Raw genomic sequence first — 21319 nt, 5'->3', positions numbered from 1 at the left:
TTTTTGAAAATGGTATAATATAGTGAGAACGATAGAGGAGAAGTGTAAATTGATTGCGCAACTGGATACAAAAACAGTCTATAGTTTTATGGAGAGTGTCATTTCGATTGACAAGTATGTGAGAGCAGCTAAAGAATATGGCTATACTCATCTGGCCATGATGGATATTGACAATCTTTATGGGGCTTTTGACTTTCTAGAGGTTACAAAAAAATATGGCATTCATCCTTTATTAGGGCTTGAAATGAATGTACTTATAGATGATAAGGATTTGAATCTGCGTTTTTTAGCTCTATCTAGTGTGGGTTATCAGCAGTTGATGAAACTTTCAACAGCCAAGATGCAGGGGGAGAAAACTTGGTCAATTCTGTCTCAGTATCTAGAGGATATTGCGGTCATTGTGCCTTATTTTGAAGAGATTGAGTCGCTAAATCTAGGCTGTGATTACTATATTGGAGTTTATCCAGAAACACTGGCAAGCGAATTTCATCATCCTATTTTACCCCTCTATCGGGTCAATGCCTTTGAAAGCAGGTATAGAGAAATTCTGCAAGTGTTAACAGCGATTAAAGAAAATCTTCCCCTTAGAGAAGTTTCCTTGCGCTCACGACAAGATGTCCTTATATCGGCAAGTTCTTTAGAGAAACTATTTCAAGAACGTTTTCCTCAGGCCTTGGACAATTTAGAAAAGCTTATTTCAGGTATTTCTTATGATTTGGATACTAGTCTGAAACTGCCTCGCTTTAATCCTGCTAGACCAGCAGTAGAAGAGTTGAGAGAACGCGCTGAATTGGGGCTTGTTCAGAAGGGGCTGACTGGTAAAGAATATCAAGACCGTCTAGACCAAGAATTGGCTGTTATTCATGATATGGGCTTTGACGATTATTTCTTAGTTGTTTGGGATTTGTTGCGTTTTGGACGTTCAAATGGCTATTATATGGGAATGGGACGGGGTTCTGCAGTCGGTAGTTTGGTTTCCTACGCCTTGGATATTACTGGGATTGATCCGGTAGAGAAAAATCTGATTTTTGAACGTTTCCTCAATCGTGAACGCTATACTATGCCTGATATTGATATTGATATTCCTGATATTTATCGTCCAGATTTTATCAGATATGTTGGCAATAAATATGGTAGCAAGCATGCTGCGCAAATCGTTACTTTTTCTACCTTTGGCGCCAAGCAAGCTCTTCGAGATGTTTTGAAGCGCTTTGGTGTGCCCGAGTATGAATTATCCGCAATTACTAAGAAAATCAGTTTTCGGGACAATCTCAAGTCAGCCTATGAGGGCAATCTCCAGTTTCGTCAGCAAATCAATAGTAAGTTAGAATACCAAAAAGCCTTTGAAATTGCCTGCAAGATTGAGGGATATCCAAGACAAACCTCTGTCCATGCAGCTGGTGTTGTAATCAGTGACCAAGATTTGACAGACTATATCCCACTAAAGCATGGTGACGAAATTCCACTGACTCAGTATGATGCACATGGAGTTGAATCTAGCGGGCTATTGAAGATGGATTTTCTGGGACTACGGAATTTGACCTTTGTTCAGAAAATGCAAGAGTTGCTTGCTGAAACAGAAGGTGTTAAGATAGCTATCAACGAGATTGATTTGGAAGACAAAGAAACGTTAGCTTTATTTGCATCTGGCAATACAAAAGGTATTTTTCAATTTGAGCAACCTGGTGCCATTCGGCTGCTTAAGCGTGTGCAACCAGTCTGTTTTGAAGATGTCGTAGCGACTACTTCTCTAAATAGACCAGGTGCTAGTGACTATATCAATAATTTTGTGGCGAGAAAGCATGGGCAGGAAGAAGTGACAGTTCTGGATCCAGTACTGGAGGATATTTTAGCTCCAACCTACGGCATCATGCTCTATCAGGAGCAGGTTATGCAGGTTGCTCAGCGATTTGCTGGATTTAGTCTTGGGAAAGCCGATATTTTGCGTCGGGCTATGGGGAAAAAGGATGCCTCTGCCATGCATGAAATGAGGGAATCCTTTATTCAGGGAGCATTAGAAGCTGGTCATACTAGGGAAAAGGCAGAGCAGGTCTTTGATGTTATGGAGAAGTTTGCAGGTTATGGCTTTAACAGATCTCACGCCTATGCCTACTCAGCCTTGGCCTTCCAGTTGGCTTATTTTAAAACACATTATCCAGCTATCTTTTATCAGGTCATGTTGAATTCTTCCAACAGTGATTACCTAACAGATGCACTTGAAGCAGGCTTTGAAGTAGCACCATTGTCCATCAATACCATCCCCTATCATGATAAAATTGCTAACAAGTCTATCTATCTAGGTTTGAAATCGATTAAGGGGCTCAGCAAGGATTTGGCGCTTTGGATTATTGAACATAGACCTTATTCTAACATTGAAGATTTTTTAGCTAAACTACCTGAGAATTATTTGAAACTTCCCTTGCTGGAACCTTTGGTAAAAGTTGGTCTTTTCGATTCATTTGAAAAAAATCGTAAAAAAGTATTCAATAATTTAGCTAATCTATTTGAATTTGTGAAAGTATTAGGAAGCTTATTTGGAGAGACCATCTATAGTTGGCAAGATTCGGAGGACTGGACGGAGCAAGAAAAATTCTACATGGAACAAGAGCTCCTAGGAGTAGGCGTCAGCAAACATCCTCTACAAGCTATTGCAAGTAAGGCTATTTATCCGATTACTCCTATTAGTAGTTTGTCAGAAAATAGCTATGCTATTATCTTGGTTGAAGTTCAGAAGATAAAAGTAATTCGTACAAAAAAGGGTGAAAATATGGCTTTCTTACAGGTGGATGACAGTAAGAAAAAATTGGATGTTACCCTCTTTTCAGATTTATATCGACAGGTTGGTCAGGAAGTAAGAGAAGGAGCCTTCTACTATATAAAAGGAAAAATTCAGTCACGTGACGGTCGTCTGCAAATGATTGCACAAGAAATAAGAGAAGCAGTTGCTGAGCGCTTTTGGATTCAGGTGAAAAATCATGACTCGGATCAAGAAATGTCACGTATTTTAGACCAGTATAAAGGCCCAATCCCAGTCATTATCAGGTATGAAGAGGAACAGAGAACAATTGTTTCTCCCCATCATTTTGTAGCTAAATCTGATGAATTAGAAGCGAAATTGAATGGAATGGTTATGAAAACGATTTATCGCTAAAATTACGGAAAATAGAAGAATTTTCAACGTAAATGTGGTATAATCAGTAAGAATGTTAAAAGAAAAAGGAGCATAACCAATATGAAACGTATTGCTGTTTTGACTAGTGGTGGAGACGCCCCTGGTATGAACGCTGCCATCCGTGCAGTTGTTCGTCAAGCAATTTCAGAAGGAATGGAAGTGTTTGGTATCTATGATGGATATGCTGGTATGGTTGCCGGTGAAATTCATCCCCTAGATGCAGCTTCAGTAGGGGACATCATTTCTCGTGGTGGTACTTTCCTTCACTCAGCTCGCTACCCAGAGTTCGCTCAACTTGAAGGGCAACTTAAAGGGATTGAGCAATTGAAAAAACACGGGATTGAAGGTGTAGTTGTTATTGGTGGTGACGGATCTTACCACGGTGCTATGCGTTTGACTGAGCATGGCTTCCCAGCTATCGGTCTTCCAGGTACAATCGATAACGATATCGTTGGTACTGACTTTACAATCGGTTTTGATACTGCGGTAACTACTGCTATGGACGCTATCGATAAGATTCGTGATACATCATCAAGTCACCGTCGTACTTTTGTTATCGAAGTTATGGGACGTAACGCAGGTGATATCGCTCTTTGGGCTGGTATTGCAACTGGTGCTGATGAAATCATCATTCCTGAAGAAGGCTTCAAGATTGAAGATATCGTAGAAAGCATTAAATGTGGTTATGAGTGTGGTAAAAAACACAACATCATCGTCTTGGCAGAAGGTGTTATGTCAGCAGCTGAATTTGGTCAAAAACTAAAAGAAGCTGGGGATACAAGCGACCTTCGTGTGACAGAACTTGGACATATTCAACGTGGTGGTTCTCCAACTGCGCGTGACCGTGTTTTGGCATCACGTATGGGTGCACATGCTGTTAAACTTCTTAAAGAAGGTATCGGTGGTGTTGCGGTTGGTATCCGTAACGAGAAAATGGTTGAAAACCCTATTCTTGGAACTGCAGAAGAAGGAGCATTGTTTAGCCTTACTGCAGATGGTAAGATTGTGGTTAACAACCCACACAAGGCTGACCTTGAGCTATCTAGCTTGAATAAGAGCTTGTCATAATTTATAATTTAGTTAATAAGACCAAAAAGGTCATATATAAAGGAGTCACAAAAATCATGAATAAACGTGTAAAAATCGTTGCAACTTTGGGACCTGCGGTAGAAATCCGTGGTGGTAAAAAATTTGGTGATGACGGATACTGGGGTGAAAAACTTGATGTTGAAGCTTCAGCTAAAAACATTGCCAAATTGATTGAAGCTGGTGCTAACACATTCCGTTTCAACTTCTCACACGGTGACCACCAAGAACAAGGTGAGCGTATGGCAACTGTTAAACTTGCAGAAAAACTTGCAGGTAAAAAAGTTGGTTTCCTTCTTGACACAAAAGGACCAGAAATCCGTACAGAATTGTTCGAAGGTGAAGCTAAAGAGTATTCATACAAAACTGGTGAGAAAATCCGTGTTGCGACTAAACAAGGAATCAAATCAACTCGTGATGTGATTGCATTGAACGTTGCTGGTGCTCTTGATATCTATGATGATGTTGAAGTTGGTCGTCAAGTTTTGGTTGACGATGGTAAACTTGGTCTTCGTGTGGTTGCTAAAGATGATGCAACTCGTGAATTTGAAGTTGAAGTTGAAAACGATGGCGTAATTGCTAAACAAAAAGGTGTTAACATCCCTAACACTAAAATTCCTTTCCCAGCTCTTGCTGATCGTGATAACGATGATATCCGCTTCGGTCTTGAACAAGGTATCAACTTCATCGCGATTTCATTCGTACGTACTGCAAAAGACGTTAACGAAGTTCGTGCAATCTGTGAAGAAACTGGAAATGGACATGTTCAATTGTTCGCTAAAATCGAAAACCAACAAGGTATCGATAACTTGGATGAAATCATCGAAGCTGCTGATGGTATCATGATTGCTCGTGGTGACATGGGTATCGAAGTACCATTCGAAATGGTTCCAGTTTACCAAAAAATGATTATCACTAAAGTCAATGCTGCAGGTAAAGTTGTTATCACTGCAACAAACATGCTTGAAACAATGACTGAAAAACCACGTGCAACTCGTTCAGAAGTATCTGACGTATTTAACGCTGTTATCGATGGAACTGACGCAACAATGCTTTCAGGTGAGTCTGCAAATGGTAAATACCCACTTGAGTCAGTAACTACAATGGCTACAATCGACAAGAACGCTCAAACTCTTCTTAACGAATACGGTCGTTTGAACTCAGATTCATTTGAACGTAACTCTAAGACAGAAGTAATGGCTTCAGCTGTTAAAGATGCTACTAACTCAATGGATATCAAATTGGTTGTAACCCTTACTAAGACAGGTCACACTGCACGTTTGATTTCTAAATACCGTCCAAATGCTGACATCTTGGCATTGACATTCGACGAATTGACAGAACGTGGATTGATGTTGAACTGGGGTGTTATCCCAATGTTGACAGATGCTCCATCATCAACTGACGATATGTTCGAAATTGCTGAACGTAAAGCAGTTGAAGCAGGACTTGTACAATCTGGTGACGATATCGTTATCGTAGCTGGTGTACCAGTTGGAGAAGCTGTTCGTACAAACACAATGCGTATCCGCACTGTACGCTAAGTAAAATGAAAAAAAGCCTATCATATCAAGCTTTCTAGCCTATATGATGGGCTCTTTTTTTGTCTAGGGGGCAAAAGGGGGCAAAACTTTTTACTTTCTACTCAATGCGACAGTATCAAGTGCGTCAAGTACTGCTTGCTCCAGACTTTTTGTAACGTGAGTATAGATCTAATTGGTAGTTTTCGGATTTATGCTCAAACTGTGACATGATAGCTTTTAAAGTTATGTTGTTTTTACGTAAACTTCATAAAATGTTTAGTTAAGATAGAGATAAAAAAACTCCCTGATGACTCAAGGAGTTATTACTATCTAAATTAGTTTTTAGAAGCTGCTTCGAATTCTGGATTTTTCCATGCTTCGTCAATGATAGCTTGCAATTCTTTAGCAGATGCTTGCATTTTTTGAGTTTCTGCGTCGTTCAATGGGATATTTACTGGACGAACGATACCATGTGCACCAACAACAGCTGGTTGACCGATAAAGACGTTCTCAACTCCGTATTGACCTTCTTGGAATACTGAAAGTGGGAGTACTGCGTTTTCGTCGTCAAGGATTGCTTTAGTGATACGAGCAAGGGCTACTGCGATACCGTAGTATGTTGCACCTTTTTTGTTGATGATTGTGTAGGCTGCATCACGAACACCTTCGAACAATTCAATCAATTCAGCTTCTTGAACATTTTGAGTGTCTTTAAGGAATTCTTCAAGGTTTACACCAGCGATGTTAGCGTGTGACCAAACAGCGAACTCAGAGTCACCGTGTTCACCCATAATGTAGGCGTGGACTGAACGAGCATCAACATCCAATTTTTCAGCAAGTGCTTGACGGAAACGAGCTGAGTCAAGTGAAGTACCTGAACCGATAACGCGTTCTTTAGGGAATCCAGAGAATTTCCAAGTTGAGTAAGTCAAGACGTCAACTGGGTTAGCAGCAACAAGGAAGATACCTTTGAAACCTGATTCAACAACTTGAGTTACAATTGATTTGTTGATAGCAAGGTTTTTACCTACAAGGTCAAGACGAGTTTCACCTGGTTTTTGAGGCGCACCTGCAGTGATTACAACAAGGTCAGCGTCTGCACAGTCAGAGTATTGAGCTGCATAGATTTTTTTAGGTGAAGTGAAGGCAAGGGCGTGACTAAGGTCAAGCGCGTCACCAACAGCTTTTTCATGCAATTGTGGAATTTCGATAATTCCAAGCTCTTGTGCAATTCCTTGGTTAACAAGTGCAAAAGCGTAAGAAGAACCTACAGCACCATCACCGACAAGGATAACTTTTTTGTGTTGTTTAGTTGAAGTCATTATTCTAAACATCTCCTTAATTTTATTCAGGGATTTCCCCAGTTATTTCAATTTTATCACTTTTGAAAAGCTTTGTCACGGATATACATTTCAGTTCTTGATGTAAACGTTTTAGTGGTTTTAGATACCTGAAATATAGCGGACATTATGGTATAATATAGTTAATTACTAATAGTGAAATGAGGCATTTATTAATGCAGGATAGAAATTTAGTGAATGTCAATCTGACAAAGGAGATGAAGACGAGCTTTATCGACTACGCTATGAGTGTTATCGTAGCGCGGGCTCTTCCTGATGTTCGAGATGGCTTGAAACCCGTCCACCGTCGGATTCTCTACGGAATGAATGAACTGGGTGTTACTCCAGACAAACCCCATAAAAAATCTGCTCGTATTACAGGGGATGTCATGGGTAAATATCACCCACACGGGGATTACTCTATCTATGAAGCCATGGTCCGTATGGCTCAATGGTGGAGTTACCGTTACATGCTTGTAGATGGTCATGGGAACTTTGGTTCCATGGACGGTGATGGTGCTGCCGCCCAGCGTTACACTGAGGCACGTATGAGCAAGATTGCTCTGGAAATGCTTCGTGATATTAACAAAAATACAGTTGATTTCGTTGATAACTATGATGCCAATGAACGTGAACCCTTGGTCTTGCCAGCACGTTTTCCTAATCTTTTGGTTAATGGAGCAACTGGTATTGCGGTTGGGATGGCAACCAATATTCCACCTCATAACCTTGGTGAAACCATTGATGCAGTGAAGTTGGTCATGGACAATCCTGAAGTGACCACTAAGGACTTGATGGAAGTCCTGCCTGGACCAGATTTTCCAACTGGTGCTCTTGTTATGGGGAAATCAGGTATTCATAAGGCCTACGAAACAGGTAAAGGTTCTATTGTCCTTCGTTCTCGTACTGAAATTGAAGAAACTAAGACTGGCCGTGAGCGTATTGTTGTAACAGAATTTCCTTATATGGTCAATAAAACAAAGGTGCATGAGCATATTGTTCGTTTGGTTCAGGAAAAACGCATTGAGGGTATTACAGCAGTTCGTGATGAGTCAAACCGCGAAGGGGTTCGATTTGTTATTGAGGTCAAGCGCGATGCCTCAGCCAATGTTATCCTTAATAATCTCTTCAAGATGACCCAGATGCAAACCAACTTTGGTTTCAATATGCTTGCTATCCAAAATGGTGTACCCAAGATTTTGTCCCTTCGTCAGATTTTGGATGCTTATATCGAGCACCAAAAAGAAGTGGTTGTTCGTCGTACTCGTTTTGATAAGGAAAAAGCAGAAGCACGTGCTCACATCTTAGAAGGTCTCTTAATTGCGCTAGACCATATCGACGAAGTGATTCGTATCATCCGTGCTAGTGAAACTGATGCGGAAGCACAAGCTGAGTTGATGAGCAAGTTCAAGCTTTCTGAACGCCAAAGTCAGGCTATCCTTGATATGCGTCTTCGTCGTTTGACAGGTTTGGAACGTGATAAGATTCAGTCTGAGTATGATGACCTCTTGGCTCTGATTGCGGATTTGGCAGATATTCTTGCTAAGCCAGAGCGTGTTTCTCAAATCATCAAAGATGAATTAGATGAAGTCAAGCGTAAGTTTGGCGATCAACGTCGTACGGAATTGATGGTCGGTGAAGTCTTAAGTCTCGAAGATGAAGACTTGATTGAAGAATCAGATGTCTTGATTACACTGTCAAACAAAGGCTACATCAAACGTCTGGACCAAGCTGAATTTACGGCTCAAAAACGTGGTGGTCGTGGTGTCCAAGGAACCGGAGTTAAGGATGATGATTTTGTTCGTGAGTTAGTGTCAACTAGCACCCATGATCACCTACTCTTCTTTACAAATAAAGGACGTGTCTATCGCCTGAAAGGCTATGAAATTCCTGAGTATGGCCGTACAGCTAAGGGCTTGCCAATCGTCAATCTTTTGAAATTGGATGAAGGTGAAAGTATTCAGACCATCATCAATGTTGAATCTGAACGCAGCGATGATGCTTACCTCTTCTTCACAACTCGTCATGGTATTGTGAAGAGAACCAGCGTTAAGGAATTTGCTAACATTCGTCAAAATGGACTTAAGGCTTTAAACCTCAAGGATGAAGATGAGTTGATTAATGTCTTGCTGACAGAAGAGGACACGGATATTATCATTGGTACCAAGTTTGGTTATTCAGTTCGCTTTAATCAATCAGCTGTTCGTGGTATGAGTCGTATCGCCACTGGTGTGAAAGGTGTTAACCTTCGTGACGGAGACACAGTTGTTGGTGCTAGTGTGATTACAGACCAGGACGAGGTTCTTATCATCACAGAAAAGGGGTATGGTAAGCGCACAGTTGCGACCGAATATCCAACTAAAGGTCGTGGTGGTAAAGGGATGCAAACCGCTAAGATTACAGAAAAGAACGGTTCTCTTGCTGGTCTTATGACCGTTAAAGGCGATGAAGATTTGATGATTATCACTGATACTGGTGTCATGATTAGAACCAATGTTGCCAATATTTCACAAACAGGTCGCTCAACTATGGGAGTTAAAGTGATGCGCCTAGATCAAGATGCTAAAATTGTAACCTTTACTACGGTTGCAGCTGCAGAAAAAGAAGAAGTTGGGACAGAAAACGAAACAGAAGGTGAAGCATAATGTCTCATAAAAAGAATAAAAAGAAAACAAACCGTAAAAATTTACTAATCAATATCTTGGCAGGATTCTTAATCATCTTGTCAATAGCTTTGATTTTCAATTCAAAAATTCGTGATATGTTCATGGTTTGGAATACCAATAAATACCAAGTCAGCCAGGTATCAAAAGAAAAATTGGAAGAAAATCAAGATACAGAAGGGAATTTTGACTTTGATTCCGTAAAAGCCATCTCGTCAGAAGCTGTCTTGTCCTCACAATGGGATTCGCAAAAATTGCCAGTTATCGGTGGAATTGCTGTCCCTGAGGTAGAAATTAACTTGCCTATTTTTAAGGGACTGGATAATGTCAATCTTTTCTATGGAGCTGGTACAATGAAGCGTGATCAAGTGATGGGGAAAGGAAACTATTCCCTTGCGAGCCATCATATCTTCACGGCGGAGAACGCCAGCCAAATGCTCTTTTCTCCATTATCACGCGCTAAAAATGGGATGAAAATTTATCTAACTGATAAGGATAAAGTTTATACCTATGAAATCCGTGAAGTGAAGCATGTGACTCCAGATCGCGTTGATGAGATTGATGACCGTACTGGAGTTGATGAAATCACACTTGTAACCTGTGTTGACTATGATGCGACAGAACGTATTATCGTAAAAGGTGACTTGAAAGATACAAAAGATTATTCACAAACACCTGAAGAAATTCTAACAGCTTTCAATCAACCATATAAACAACGTTATTAAAGATAAATCAGTAAAATCTTAGGTTTTACTGATTTTTTATAGATTGCGTTTCAAAATAAACTGTTATGAAATACAGAAAACGTTTCCTTAATTCTAAAGTTTGTGATATAATTATCAGGTAAAAAATTTTTAGGAGTTTATTATGGTTTCTTCAGAATTTATCTCAAAGATTGAATTTGCTTGCAAGAAGAAGGAAAGTCTTTATAGTCAAAGCAAATTTAAGTATGCGATTCGTTCTATGTTCGCAGGTGCATTTTTAACCTTCAGTACAGCTGCTGGTGCAGTTGGGGCTGACTTGATTAATAAAATTGCACCAGGTAGTGGACGTTTCCTCTTCCCATTTGTCTTCGCTTGGGGCTTGGCCTACATTGTTTTCTTAAATGCCGAGTTGGTAACATCAAACATGATGTTCTTGACTGCTGGTAGTTTCTTGAAAAAAATCTCTTGGAGAAAAACAGCTGAGATTTTACTTTACTGTACCTTGTTCAACCTTATCGGGGCTTTGATAGCAGGTTGGGGTTTTGCCCACTCAGCAGCTTATGCACATCTGACTCACGATAGTTTCATCTCAGGGGTTGTTGAGATGAAGTTAGGCCGTTCAAATGAATTAATCTTGCTTGAGGCGATTTTAGCAAATATTTTCGTAAATATTGCGATTCTTTCATTTGTTTTGGTCAAAGATGGTGGTGCTAAACTATGGCTCGTTTTATCAGCGATTTACATGTTTGTATTCTTAACAAACGAGCACATTGCTGCGAACTTTGCTTCTTTCGCGATTGTAAAATTCAGTGTTGCTGCTGACTCAATTGCCAACTTCGGTATTGGAAATATGCTTCGCCACTGGGGTGTAACCTTCATCGGAAACTTTATCGGAGGAGGCCTCTTGATGGGTCTTCCATATGCCTTCCTCAATAAAAACGAAGATACTTATGTAGATTAAGAAAATGAGCACGATTAATTCGTGCTTTTTTCGTTTTTAAATTGAGTAATAGCTATTTCTTATATCAAAATATAGAAAACTGATATTTGTAAACTATAACTTAAGGTGCTACAATATCCTTAATCAAACTATTTGGAGGTCGTTTTATGACTCGTGATTTTAAATTTGAAACTTTGCAACTGCATGCTGGTCAAGTTGTGGATCCAGCTACTAAGTCTCGTGCAGTGCCGATTTATCAAACAACATCTTTTGTTTTTGATGACACGCAGGAAGGTGCAGATCTTTTTGCCTTGAGAAAACCAGGGAACATTTATACTCGTATCACCAACCCTACAACAGCTGCCTTTGAAGAAAGAATTGCTGCCCTTGAAGGTGGTGTTGGAGCTCTTGCAACAGCATCAGGTATGTCCGCAGTGACTTATACGATTTTGGCACTTGCCCACGCTGGTGACCATGTAGTAGCAGCCTCAACTATTTACGGTGGAACCTTCAATCTCTTGAAGGAAACCCTTCCTCGTTATGGTATCACAACAACCTTTGTCGATGTTGATAATTTGGAGGAAGTAGAAGCAGCTATCAATGACAATACCAAGCTTGTCTTGATTGAAACCTTGGGCAACCCCTTGATTAACATTCCTGACTTGGAAAAATTGGCTGAGATTGCGCATAAACACCAGATTCCACTCGTTTCGGATAATACCTTTGCCACGCCTTACTTGATTAATGTCTTTTCTCACGGTGTAGATATTGCCATTCACTCTGCGACTAAGTTTATCGGTGGGCATGGTACGACTATTGGTGGAGTGATTGTCGATAGCGGTCGTTTTGACTGGGCAGCTTCAGGGAAATTCCCTCAATTTGTTGAGGAAGACCAAAGCTATCATAACTTGAGCTATACTCGTGATGTAGGTGCGGCTGCCTTTATTATCGCTGTTCGTGTTCAATTACTCCGTGATACAGGTGCAGCCTTGTCACCATTTAATGCTTTCCTCTTGCTACAAGGACTTGAAACACTTTCTCTTCGTGTGGAACGTCATGTGCAAAATGCAGAGAAAATTGTTGATTTCCTTGTCAACCATCCTAAGGTAGAAAAAGTTAACTATCCAAAACTTGCTGATAGTCCTTACCATGCCTTGGCTGAGAAATACTTGCCTAAAGGTGTGGGCTCAATCTTTACCTTCCATGTCAAAGGTGGGGAGGCAGAGGCACGCAAGGTAATTGATCATTTAGAAATCTTTTCTGATCTAGCAAACGTGGCAGATGCTAAATCGCTTGTTGTCCATCCAGCAACAACCACTCACGGTCAATTGTCAGAAAAAGACCTAGAAGCAGCAGGTGTCACACCAAACCAAATCCGCTTGTCTGTTGGACTTGAAAATGTAGATGATTTGATCGAAGATTTGCGCTTGGCCTTGGAAAAAATTTAAAGTAAAAAAAGATAAACAGTGGGTTTCGACTCACTGTTTTTGATTTTCCTTCAGGCATGATATAATGGTTACAGAAGTCTAGAAAGAGGAACGATATGAACGAAATCAAATGCCCCAACTGTGGGGAAGTCTTTACAGTAAATGAAAGTCAGTATGTTGAACTTTTGTCCCAAGTGAGAACAGCAGAGTTTGATAAGGAACTACACGATCGCATGAAGCAGGAACTGGCCTTGGCTGAGCAAAAGGCCATGAATGAGCAACAGTCTAAACTAGCTCAAAAAGACCAAGAAATTGCGCAATTACAGAGTCAAATCCAAAACTTTGATACAGAAAAAGAATTGGCCAAGAAAGAGGTTGAACAGACAAGTCATCAGGCTCTCTTGGCTAAGGATAAGGAAGTACAGGCCTTGGAAAACCAATTGGCAACCTTGCGTTTGGAACATGAAAATCAACTACAGAAGACCCTCTCTGACCTAGAAAAAGAACGAGACCAGGTTAAAAATCAGCTTCTCTTGCAAGAAAAAGAAAATGAACTTTCTCTTGCCTCTGTTAAACAAAACTATGAAGCACAGCTCAAAGCAACCAGTGAACAAGTCGAATTTTATAAGAATTTCAAGGCACAGCAGTCTACAAAAGCTATCGGGGAAAGTCTGGAACACTATGCAGAGAGTGAGTTTAATAAGGTCCGTAGTTTCGCCTTTCCAAATGCTTACTTTGAAAAGGATAACAAGGTTTCTGCGCGTGGTTCCAAAGGCGACTTTATCTTCCGCGAGAGTGATGAAAATGGTGTTGAAATCATTTCCATCATGTTTGAGATGAAAAATGAAGCTGACGGAACAGAGAAGAAGCACAAGAATGCAGATTTTTACAAGGAATTGGACAAGGACCGTCGGGAGAAGAACTGTGAATATGCGGTTTTGGTGACTATGCTTGAGGCCAATAATGACTACTTTAACACGGGGATTGTTGACGTCAGCCACGAGTATGAAAAGATGTATGTGGTTCGTCCTCAATTCTTTATCCAGTTGATTGGGCTCTTGCGAAATGCGGCTCTTAATTCCTTAAAATACAAGCAGGAGTTGGCCTTAGTTCGCGAGCAAAATATAGACATTACGCATTTTGAGGAAGACTTGGATGCCTTTAAACAGGCCTTTGCTAAGAACTATAATTCAGCTTCGACCAACTTTGGTAAAGCAATCGATGAAATCGACAAGGCCATAAAACGGATGGAAGAGGTTAAAAAGTTCCTAACAACATCTGAAAACCAACTTCGCCTTGCTAACAACAAGTTGGAAGATGTTTCAGTTAAAAAATTGACCCGAAAAAATCCAACCATGAAAGCGAAGTTTGAAGCGTTGAAGGGTGAGTGAGAAAGCAAAAATGAACGGTATTATCAACTTAAAAAAAGAAGCGGGGATGACCTCGCATGATGCGGTTTTTAAACTGCGTAAGATTTTGGGAACCAAGAAGATTGGTCATGGTGGGACCTTAGATCCGGATGTAGTGGGTGTTTTGCCCATTGCGGTTGGCAAGGCGACACGTATGGTCGAGTTTATGCAGGATGAGGGTAAAGTCTATGAGGGAGAAATCACTCTTGGTTATTCCACGACGACTGAGGATGCCAGTGGGGAAGTGGTCGCAGAGACACCTGTTTTATCGCCCTTGGATGAAAAGCTTGTTGATGAAGTAATTACGAGCTTGACTGGGCCTATTACTCAGATTCCACCTATGTATTCGGCTGTCAAGGTCAATGGTCGTAAGCTTTATGAGTATGCGCGAGCTGGTCAGGAAGTGGAGCGTCCAGAACGTCAGGTGACCATTTATCAATTTGAGCGGACAAGTCCGATTTCTTACGAGGGGAATCTTGCACGCTTTACTTTTCGTGTAAAATGCAGTAAAGGGACTTACATCCGTACATTGTCAGTTGATTTGGGAGAGAAGCTTGGTTATGCGGCTCATATGTCACATCTAACACGGACTAGTGCAGCTGGTTTGCAACTAGAAGATGCTCTTACCTTGGAAGAAATTGCTGAAAAAGTAGAGGCTGGTCAATTAGACTTTCTCCATCCTCTAGAGATTGGGACAGGCGACCTTGTCAAAGTTTTCCTAAGTCCAGAACAGGCTACAGAAGTACGCTTTGGTCGTTTTATCGAGTTAGAACAGTCGGATAAGGAATTGGCTGCCTTTGAAGATGATAAATTGCTAGCCATTCTAGAAAAACGGGACAATCTCTACAAGCCAAGGAAGGTTTTTAGCTAGTCCAACTGAGGTGTAGGGAGTGTTGTTTCCCCTAGACTATCCAAATCAGACTATAAATTTTGCAAAAAATGTGATAGAATAGACGACGGATAAAAAAACGGAGGATAGCATGCAAAATAGACCAATCATTATCGGAGTGACAGGTGGTTCTGGTGGTGGTAAAACCAGTGTTTCAAGAGCCATTTTATCGCATTTTCCTGATGAAAAGATTTCCATGATTGAGCATGATTCATACTACAAGGATCAGTCTCATTTGACCTTTGAAGAGCGTGTCAAAACCAACTACGACCATCCTTTTGCCTTTGATACAGACTTGATGATCGAGCAAATTAAGGAATTGTTGGCAGGGCGTCCGGTGGACATTCCGACTTATGACTATACAGAGCATACACGAAGTAGCAAGACCTATCGTCAGGAGCCTCAAGATGTCTTTATCGTTGAGGGGATTTTGGTCTTGGAGGACAAGCGCCTGCGCGATTTGATGGATATCAAGATTTTTGTGGATACAGACGATGATGTGCGCATTATTCGTCGGATCAAGCGTGATATGGAAGAGCGTGGCCGTAGCCTTGATAGCGTTATTGACCAGTATTTAGGTGTGGTCAAGCCCATGTACCATCAGTTTATCGAGCCAACCAAGCGTTATGCCGATATCGTCATTCCTGAGGGAGTCAGCAATACAGTGGCTATCGACCTGTTGACGACCAAGATTGAAAAGATTTTGGAAGAAGCTCGAAATAGCAAATAATCAGATGTGGAGGCCTTGCCTCTTTTTTTTATTTTTCCCTCATAATGGTACATAAATGGAGATTTTTAGGCATATTTTTGGTATAATAATACCCATGAAAGAGCAAGAAAATGAGTAGTAGGTGGAGATGGAAAAGTATTTATCGGTAACAACTTTGACCAAGTATCTGAAAATGAAATTCGATAAAGACCCTTACTTGGAACGGGTCTATTTAACTGGTCAAGTTTCCAACTTTCGTAAACGACCTACTCACCAATATTTCTCCCTAAAGGATGACCATGCAGTTATTCAAGCGACTATTTGGTCTGGGATTTATCAGAAATTAGGCTTCGACCTGGAAGAAGGGATGAAGATCAATGTGATTGGGCGTGTACAGGTCTATGAGCCGAGCGGTAGCTACTCCATCATCATTGAAAAGGCAGAGCCTGATGGAGTTGGTGCACTTGCGATACAGTTTGAACAACTCAAGAAAAAATTGACAGAAGAAGGCCTGTTTCAAGAACGCTTCAAGCAACCTCTTCCCCAATTTTCTAAGCGAATTGGTGTAGTAACCAGTCGCAGTGGAGCCGTGATTCGAGATATTATCACGACCGTCAGCAGGCGATTTCCAGGTGTGGACATTCTTCTTTATCCGACCAAGGTTCAAGGAGATGGAGCAGCAGAGGAAATAGCACGGAATATTGCGCGTGCCAATCAACGGGACGATTTGGACTTGCTCATTATTGGTCGTGGTGGAGGTTCCATTGAGGATTTATGGGCTTTTAACGAAGAAATTGTGGTACGAGCTATTTTTGAATCTCGTTTGCCAGTTATCTCTAGTGTGGGGCATGAGACGGATGTGACCTTGGCAGATTTTGTGGCAGATCGCCGCGCTGCGACGCCAACAGCGGCAGCTGAACTGGCAACACCTGTGACCAAGTTGGATCTATTAGCTCATTTGCAAAATCAGGAAAAACGGATGGCAACGGCAGTCCGAAATGTCCTATCTAAGAACCAAGAAGCTTTGAAAAAATGCAGTCAGTCTGTTATTTTTAGACAACCAGAGCGCTTGTATGATGGTTATTTGCAACGCTTGGATCAACTGCAATTGCGTTTGAAACAAAGTTTGCGAACACGGATTTCTGATAACAAACAGATAGTACAAGCAAGGACGCATCGACTAGTCCAATTATCGCCTGTTACTAAAATCCAACGTTATCAGGATCGGCTTGTACAATTGGATAAGCTCCTACGTAGCCAAATGGCTTTGGTTTATGATGCCAAGGTTGCTGAGGTCAAGAGACTTTCAGAAGCCTTGCTCATGTTGGATACCAGTCGAATCGTGGCGCGTGGCTATGCAATTGTCAAAAAAGAAGAGTCCGTAGTTGATTCGGTTGAAAATTTAAAGAAAACAGACCAAGTAACGCTGTTGATGCGAGATGGTCAAGTAGAATTAGAGGTTAAAGATGTCAAAACAAAAGAAATTTGAGGAAAATTTAGCAGAACTGGAGACCATTGTCCAAAGTTTAGAAAATGGTGAAATTGCTCTGGAAGATGCGATTGCCGCCTTTCAAAAGGGCATGGTCTTGTCAAAAGATCTCCAAGCGACGCTGGACAAGGCTGAAAAGACCTTGGTCAAGGTTATGCAAGAAGACGGAACAGAAAGTGATTTTGAATGAAAAAGCAAGAAAAATTAGCTCTTGTCGAGTCGGCCTTGGAAGACTTTTATGGAGACCAGCAGTTTGCCTCTAGTTTGCGAGAGTCTGTTCTCTATTCCATTCATGCTGGTGGCAAGCGTATTCGACCCTTTCTCTTGTTAGAAGTCCTGGAAGCCTTGCAGGTCGCTATTAAACCTGCTCACGCACAGGTTGCTGCGGCCTTGGAAATGATTCATACAGGGAGCTTGATTCACGATGATCTTCCAGCTATGGATAATGATGATTACCGTCGGGGACGATTGACCAATCATAAGAAATTTGGAGAAGCAATGGCAATTTTGGCAGGAGATGCTTTATTCCTAGATCCCTATGCCTTGATTGCGCAGGCAGATTTGCCAAGTCAGATCAAGGTAGACTTGATTGCCAACTTATCCCTTGCTTCAGGAAGTCTGGGCATGGTTGCAGGTCAGGTTTTGGACATGGAGGGAGAACGCCAACATTTGTCTTTGGAAGAACTCCAGACTATTCATGCTAATAAGACTGGAAAACTACTAGCCTATCCCTTCCAAGCAGCAGCCATCATAGCCGAATTGGAACCTGAAATGCAGGCAAAACTGAAAACTATTGGGGAATTGATTGGACTTGCTTTTCAAGTTCGAGACGATGTACTGGATGTGACCGCTAGTTTTGAGGAAATCGGCAAGACACCACAAAAGGATTTGCAGGCTGAAAAATCAACCTATCCTGCTTTGTTGGGCTTGGAAGAAGCTATTGCCTTTTGTAACCAAACTCTGGATCAAGCTAATGCCAAATTAGAAGAAATTGCCCAGCAGGTTTCCTTTGAAACAGAATCGATTGTAAAAGTAGTAGAAAGTTTGAGAATCAATGGCTAAGGAAAGAGTGGATGTACTAGCTTATAAACAGGGCTTGTTTGAAACGAGAGAACAAGCCAAGCGCGGCGTCATGGCTGGTCTAGTCGTAGCAGTCCTTAATGGAGAACGGTTTGATAAACCAGGAGAGAAAATTCCAGACGACACCGAGCTAAAACTCAAGGGGGAGAAACTCAAGTATGTCAGCCGTGGTGGTTTAAAACTGGAAAAGGCCTTGCAGGTCTTTGATTTGTCAGTTGATGGAGCGACCACAATTGATATCGGTGCTTCTACTGGTGGCTTTACCGATGTTATGTTGCAGAATGGTGCTGAACTTGTTTTTGCAGTTGATGTCGGTACCAATCAGTTGGCTTGGAAATTACGCCAAGACCCGCGGGTTGTCAGTATGGAGCAATTCAATTTCCGCTATGCTGAAAAGACTGATTTCGAGCAGGAACCGAGCTTTGCCAGTATTGATGTGAGTTTCATTTCCCTAAGTCTTATTTTGCCGGCCTTGCACCGTGTGTTGGCTAATCAGGGTCAGGTTGTGGCTTTGGTTAAGCCCCAGTTTGAAGCAGGACGTGAGCAAATCGGGAAAAATGGAATTATTCGAGATGCTAAGGTTCATCAGAATGTCCTTGAATCTGTCACAGCTATGGCAGTAGAGGAAGGTTTTTCAGTCCTTGGTTTGGATTTTTCTCCCATCCAAGGTGGTCATGGAAATATTGAGTTTTTAGCGTATTTGAAAAAAGAAGAGTCAGCAAGCAATCAGGTTCTTGCTGAGATTGCAGAAGTAGTAGAGAGGGCGCATAGTCAATTTAAAAATGAATAAAAAAGAGAGACTTGAAAAAATTAGACGATTTGTGACAGATTATCAAATCGGTACGCAAGAAGAAATCGTAGAACATTTGAAAGAGGCAGGAATCACTGCCACTCAAGCAACAGTATCACGAGATATCAAAGAGTTAGGCATTGTCAAAATTCCTTTGAGAGACAACACCTATGTCTATGAATTGCCAAAATCAATCGTAAAAAGTTTGCAACTGGCTGAAGACAATATCGAATCGGCTGAATTGATGGATAAGATGATTAATCTCCAAGTCATCCCAGGAAATACTGCTTTTGTAAAAGCTCAGTTAATCGAGACTTTTGCGGACAAGATTTTTAGCTGTTTGGCTGATGATAGTTCGATTTTAGTCATTGCAAGAAGCGAAAGTCTAGCTGAGGAAATCTTTGAACAAGTAAAAAATTGGTAGGTCTATATGTTACTTGAAATTTCGATAAAAAACTTTGCCATTATTGAGGCTATTTCCCTCAATTTTGAAAAGGGAATGACTGTCCTGACTGGTGAAACGGGTGCAGGGAAGTCGATTATCATTGATGCCATGAATATGATGTTGGGAGCTCGTGCTACGACAGATGTTATTCGTCATGGTGCGCCAAAGGCAGAGATTGAGGGGCTTTTCTCAGTTGAGAATAGTCGCCTTTTACAGGAAATTTTTGATGAGCAAGGTTTGGAAATGGGGGATGAGATTATCATCCGTCGGGAAATTCTGCAAAATGGTCGTAGTATCAGCCGTGTCAATGGTCAGATGGTTAATCTGTCTGTTTTGCGCGCTATTGGGCAACATCTGGTAGATATTCATGGTCAGCATGACCAAGAGGAGTTAATGCGTCCCCAACTGCATATTCAAATGTTGGATGAATTTGGTGATACAGGCTTTTGGGCCTTGAAAGAAACCTATCAAACGAGTTTTGATGCCTATCGAAAAATGCGTAAGCAGGTTCTGGAAGTCAAGAAAAACCAACAGGAACACAAGGCACGTATTGAAATGTTGGAATTTCAAATGGCAGAGATTGAGGCAGCAAACTTGCAGGCTGGAGAAGATCTGGCTCTCAATCAAGAGCGTGATAAACTTCTCAATCATAAAAATATTGCGGATACACTGACTAATGCCTATAGTATGTTGGACAATGAAGACTTTTCAAGTCTGGCCAATGTTCGTTCAGCCATGAATGATATGGAAAGTGTCGAAGAGTATGACCCTGAATACCGTGAAATTTCAAGCTCACTGTCTGAGACCTACTATGTCTTAGAAGACATTAGCAAACGTTTGGAAGCAATCATTGAGGACCTTGATTTTGATGGCAATCGCCTCATGCAGGTCGAGAATCGCTTGGACCTCCTTCATACCATTACCCGTAAGTATGGTGGGACTGTAGACGATGTCTTGCTTTATTTTGCTAAGATTACAGAAGAATACAATCTCTTGACAGGCAATAACCTTTCGTCTGAGGACATGGAAGCAGAGCTTAAAAAATTGGAAGTCAATCTTATTGATTTGGCAGGTCAGCTTGCCTCTGCTCGTCATGACTTGGCTCAGCAGCTAGAAGCAGAGATTAAACAAGAACTGCAAGACCTCTATATGGAAAAAGCTCAGTTTCAGGTTCGTTTTAGCAAGGGCAAATTCAGTCGTGAGGGAAATGAAATGGTTGAGTTTTATATTTCAACCAACCCTGGCGAAGATTTTAAACCCTTGGTTAAGGTTGCATCTGGTGGGGAATTATCTCGTCTCATGCTAGCCATTAAGTCTGCCTTTTCACGTAAAGAAGGCAAGACCAGCATTGTCTTTGATGAGGTGGATACGGGAGTTTCAGGTCGTGTAGCTCAGGCTATTGCACAGAAAATTCATAAAATTGGTCAGCATGGTCAGGTTCTGGCTATTTCCCATTTGCCACAAGTGATTGCGATTGCGGATTATCAATTCTTTATTGAGAAGATTAGCAATGAGCATTCAACGGTTTCGACTGTTCGTCTCTTGACGGTTGAAGAGCGAGTGGAAGAAGTTGCTAAGATGTTGGCAGGTGATGATGTGACGGAAGCAGCCCTGACGCAAGCCAGAGAATTGTTGAGAAACAGGGAGAAATAA

The 21319-nt window shown here is 41.2% G+C and carries 17 protein-coding genes; 16 read left to right on the top strand and 1 reads right to left on the bottom strand.

Annotation, left to right across the window (positions count from 1 at the left end):
- Window positions 1-49: 49 nt before the first annotated feature.
- The 3 genes from M1F55_RS07865 (at window position 50) to pyk (ending at window position 5802) form a co-directional block, all read left to right on the top strand.
- Window positions 50-3151, top strand: coding sequence for a DNA polymerase III subunit alpha (locus M1F55_RS07865; RefSeq protein ID WP_247947624.1), 3102 nt, complete (start codon window positions 50-52; stop codon window positions 3149-3151).
- Window positions 3152-3232: 81 nt separating this feature from the next.
- Window positions 3233-4240 carry a 6-phosphofructokinase gene (pfkA, locus tag M1F55_RS07860; RefSeq protein WP_000820863.1) on the top strand — a complete coding sequence of 336 codons (1008 nt, stop codon included), beginning with the start codon at window positions 3233-3235 and terminating at the stop codon, window positions 4238-4240.
- Between the two features lie 56 nt (window positions 4241-4296).
- A complete protein-coding gene (pyk, locus tag M1F55_RS07855) occupies window positions 4297-5802 on the top strand; it encodes a pyruvate kinase (protein ID WP_020902894.1) in 1506 nt (501 codons plus the stop codon).
- A 314-nt stretch (window positions 5803-6116) separates the two neighbouring features.
- Here pyk and M1F55_RS07850 read toward each other — a convergent pair whose 3' ends face one another.
- On the bottom strand, window positions 6117-7103 hold the full coding sequence (locus M1F55_RS07850) for an L-lactate dehydrogenase (protein ID WP_020901464.1): 987 nt from the start codon (window positions 7101-7103) through the stop codon (window positions 6117-6119).
- A gap of 194 nt (window positions 7104-7297) precedes the next feature.
- On the opposite strand from M1F55_RS07850, the gene gyrA reads away from it, so the two are divergent.
- From gyrA to recN, 13 genes are all read left to right on the top strand, one after another.
- Complete coding sequence (gene gyrA / locus M1F55_RS07845) at window positions 7298-9766, top strand: DNA gyrase subunit A (RefSeq protein ID WP_247947621.1); 2469 nt, start codon at window positions 7298-7300, stop codon at window positions 9764-9766.
- On the top strand, window positions 9766-10509 hold the full coding sequence (locus M1F55_RS07840; protein WP_023947195.1) for a class A sortase: 744 nt from the start codon (window positions 9766-9768) through the stop codon (window positions 10507-10509). The genes gyrA and M1F55_RS07840 overlap by 1 nt, the downstream gene beginning before the upstream one ends.
- Window positions 10510-10651: 142 nt before the next feature.
- A complete protein-coding gene (locus M1F55_RS07835) occupies window positions 10652-11449 on the top strand; it encodes a formate/nitrite transporter family protein (RefSeq protein WP_020902891.1) in 798 nt (265 codons plus the stop codon).
- Window positions 11450-11595: 146 nt separating this feature from the next.
- Window positions 11596-12876: an O-acetylhomoserine aminocarboxypropyltransferase/cysteine synthase family protein gene (locus M1F55_RS07830; protein ID WP_247947620.1), complete on the top strand. Its 1281-nt coding sequence runs from the start codon at window positions 11596-11598 to the stop codon at window positions 12874-12876.
- A gap of 95 nt (window positions 12877-12971) precedes the next feature.
- Window positions 12972-14246 carry a DUF2130 domain-containing protein gene (locus tag M1F55_RS07825; protein ID WP_247947619.1) on the top strand — a complete coding sequence of 425 codons (1275 nt, stop codon included), beginning with the start codon at window positions 12972-12974 and terminating at the stop codon, window positions 14244-14246.
- Between the two features lie 10 nt (window positions 14247-14256).
- A complete protein-coding gene (gene truB, locus M1F55_RS07820; RefSeq protein ID WP_247947618.1) occupies window positions 14257-15135 on the top strand; it encodes a tRNA pseudouridine(55) synthase TruB in 879 nt (292 codons plus the stop codon).
- 109 nt (window positions 15136-15244) lie between these two features.
- Window positions 15245-15883 carry a uridine kinase gene (gene udk / locus M1F55_RS07815; RefSeq protein ID WP_001181377.1) on the top strand — a complete coding sequence of 213 codons (639 nt, stop codon included), beginning with the start codon at window positions 15245-15247 and terminating at the stop codon, window positions 15881-15883.
- A gap of 127 nt (window positions 15884-16010) precedes the next feature.
- A complete protein-coding gene (gene xseA / locus M1F55_RS07810) occupies window positions 16011-17351 on the top strand; it encodes an exodeoxyribonuclease VII large subunit (RefSeq protein WP_084946575.1) in 1341 nt (446 codons plus the stop codon).
- The gene (locus M1F55_RS07805) at window positions 17329-17541 is read left to right on the top strand and encodes an exodeoxyribonuclease VII small subunit (protein ID WP_084926391.1); all 213 of its coding nucleotides are present in this window, start codon (window positions 17329-17331) and stop codon (window positions 17539-17541) included. The genes xseA and M1F55_RS07805 overlap by 23 nt, the downstream gene beginning before the upstream one ends.
- Window positions 17538-18413: a polyprenyl synthetase family protein gene (locus M1F55_RS07800; RefSeq protein WP_247947617.1), complete on the top strand. Its 876-nt coding sequence runs from the start codon at window positions 17538-17540 to the stop codon at window positions 18411-18413. Before M1F55_RS07805 ends, M1F55_RS07800 begins: the two co-directional genes overlap by 4 nt.
- A complete protein-coding gene (locus tag M1F55_RS07795; RefSeq protein WP_201059056.1) occupies window positions 18406-19221 on the top strand; it encodes a TlyA family RNA methyltransferase in 816 nt (271 codons plus the stop codon). The genes M1F55_RS07800 and M1F55_RS07795 overlap by 8 nt, the downstream gene beginning before the upstream one ends.
- Window positions 19214-19645, top strand: a complete 432-nt coding sequence (locus M1F55_RS07790) for an arginine repressor (protein ID WP_020900686.1) — start codon at window positions 19214-19216, stop codon at window positions 19643-19645. The genes M1F55_RS07795 and M1F55_RS07790 overlap by 8 nt, the downstream gene beginning before the upstream one ends.
- Window positions 19646-19651: 6 nt before the next feature.
- Window positions 19652-21319 carry a DNA repair protein RecN gene (recN, locus tag M1F55_RS07785; RefSeq protein ID WP_247947616.1) on the top strand — a complete coding sequence of 556 codons (1668 nt, stop codon included), beginning with the start codon at window positions 19652-19654 and terminating at the stop codon, window positions 21317-21319.

Source organism: Streptococcus mitis (genome assembly GCF_023109235.1).
In the GTDB taxonomy this organism is placed as follows: Bacteria; Bacillota; Bacilli; order Lactobacillales; family Streptococcaceae; genus Streptococcus; species Streptococcus mitis_DA.
The sequence above is the reverse complement of the archived record's forward strand: the minus strand, read 5'-3'. Positions and strand labels throughout refer to the sequence as shown.

Excerpts from the sequence above, each read along its gene's own strand:
- pfkA (WP_000820863.1), top strand. The coding sequence starts at position 3,233 with ATGAAACGTATTGCTGTTTTGACTAGTGGTGGAGACGCCCCTGGTATG.
- pyk (WP_020902894.1), top strand. The coding sequence starts at position 4,297 with ATGAATAAACGTGTAAAAATCGTTGCAACTTTGGGACCTGCGGTAGAA.
- M1F55_RS07850 (WP_020901464.1), bottom strand. The coding sequence starts at position 7,103 with ATGACTTCAACTAAACAACACAAAAAAGTTATCCTTGTCGGTGATGGT.
- gyrA (WP_247947621.1), top strand. The coding sequence starts at position 7,298 with ATGCAGGATAGAAATTTAGTGAATGTCAATCTGACAAAGGAGATGAAG.
- M1F55_RS07840 (WP_023947195.1), top strand. The coding sequence starts at position 9,766 with ATGTCTCATAAAAAGAATAAAAAGAAAACAAACCGTAAAAATTTACTA.
- M1F55_RS07835 (WP_020902891.1), top strand. The coding sequence starts at position 10,652 with ATGGTTTCTTCAGAATTTATCTCAAAGATTGAATTTGCTTGCAAGAAG.
- M1F55_RS07830 (WP_247947620.1), top strand. The coding sequence starts at position 11,596 with ATGACTCGTGATTTTAAATTTGAAACTTTGCAACTGCATGCTGGTCAA.
- M1F55_RS07825 (WP_247947619.1), top strand. The coding sequence starts at position 12,972 with ATGAACGAAATCAAATGCCCCAACTGTGGGGAAGTCTTTACAGTAAAT.
- truB (WP_247947618.1), top strand. The coding sequence starts at position 14,257 with ATGAACGGTATTATCAACTTAAAAAAAGAAGCGGGGATGACCTCGCAT.
- udk (WP_001181377.1), top strand. The coding sequence starts at position 15,245 with ATGCAAAATAGACCAATCATTATCGGAGTGACAGGTGGTTCTGGTGGT.
- xseA (WP_084946575.1), top strand. The coding sequence starts at position 16,011 with ATGGAAAAGTATTTATCGGTAACAACTTTGACCAAGTATCTGAAAATG.
- M1F55_RS07805 (WP_084926391.1), top strand. The coding sequence starts at position 17,329 with ATGTCAAAACAAAAGAAATTTGAGGAAAATTTAGCAGAACTGGAGACC.
- M1F55_RS07800 (WP_247947617.1), top strand. The coding sequence starts at position 17,538 with ATGAAAAAGCAAGAAAAATTAGCTCTTGTCGAGTCGGCCTTGGAAGAC.
- M1F55_RS07795 (WP_201059056.1), top strand. The coding sequence starts at position 18,406 with ATGGCTAAGGAAAGAGTGGATGTACTAGCTTATAAACAGGGCTTGTTT.
- M1F55_RS07790 (WP_020900686.1), top strand. The coding sequence starts at position 19,214 with ATGAATAAAAAAGAGAGACTTGAAAAAATTAGACGATTTGTGACAGAT.
- recN (WP_247947616.1), top strand. The coding sequence starts at position 19,652 with ATGTTACTTGAAATTTCGATAAAAAACTTTGCCATTATTGAGGCTATT.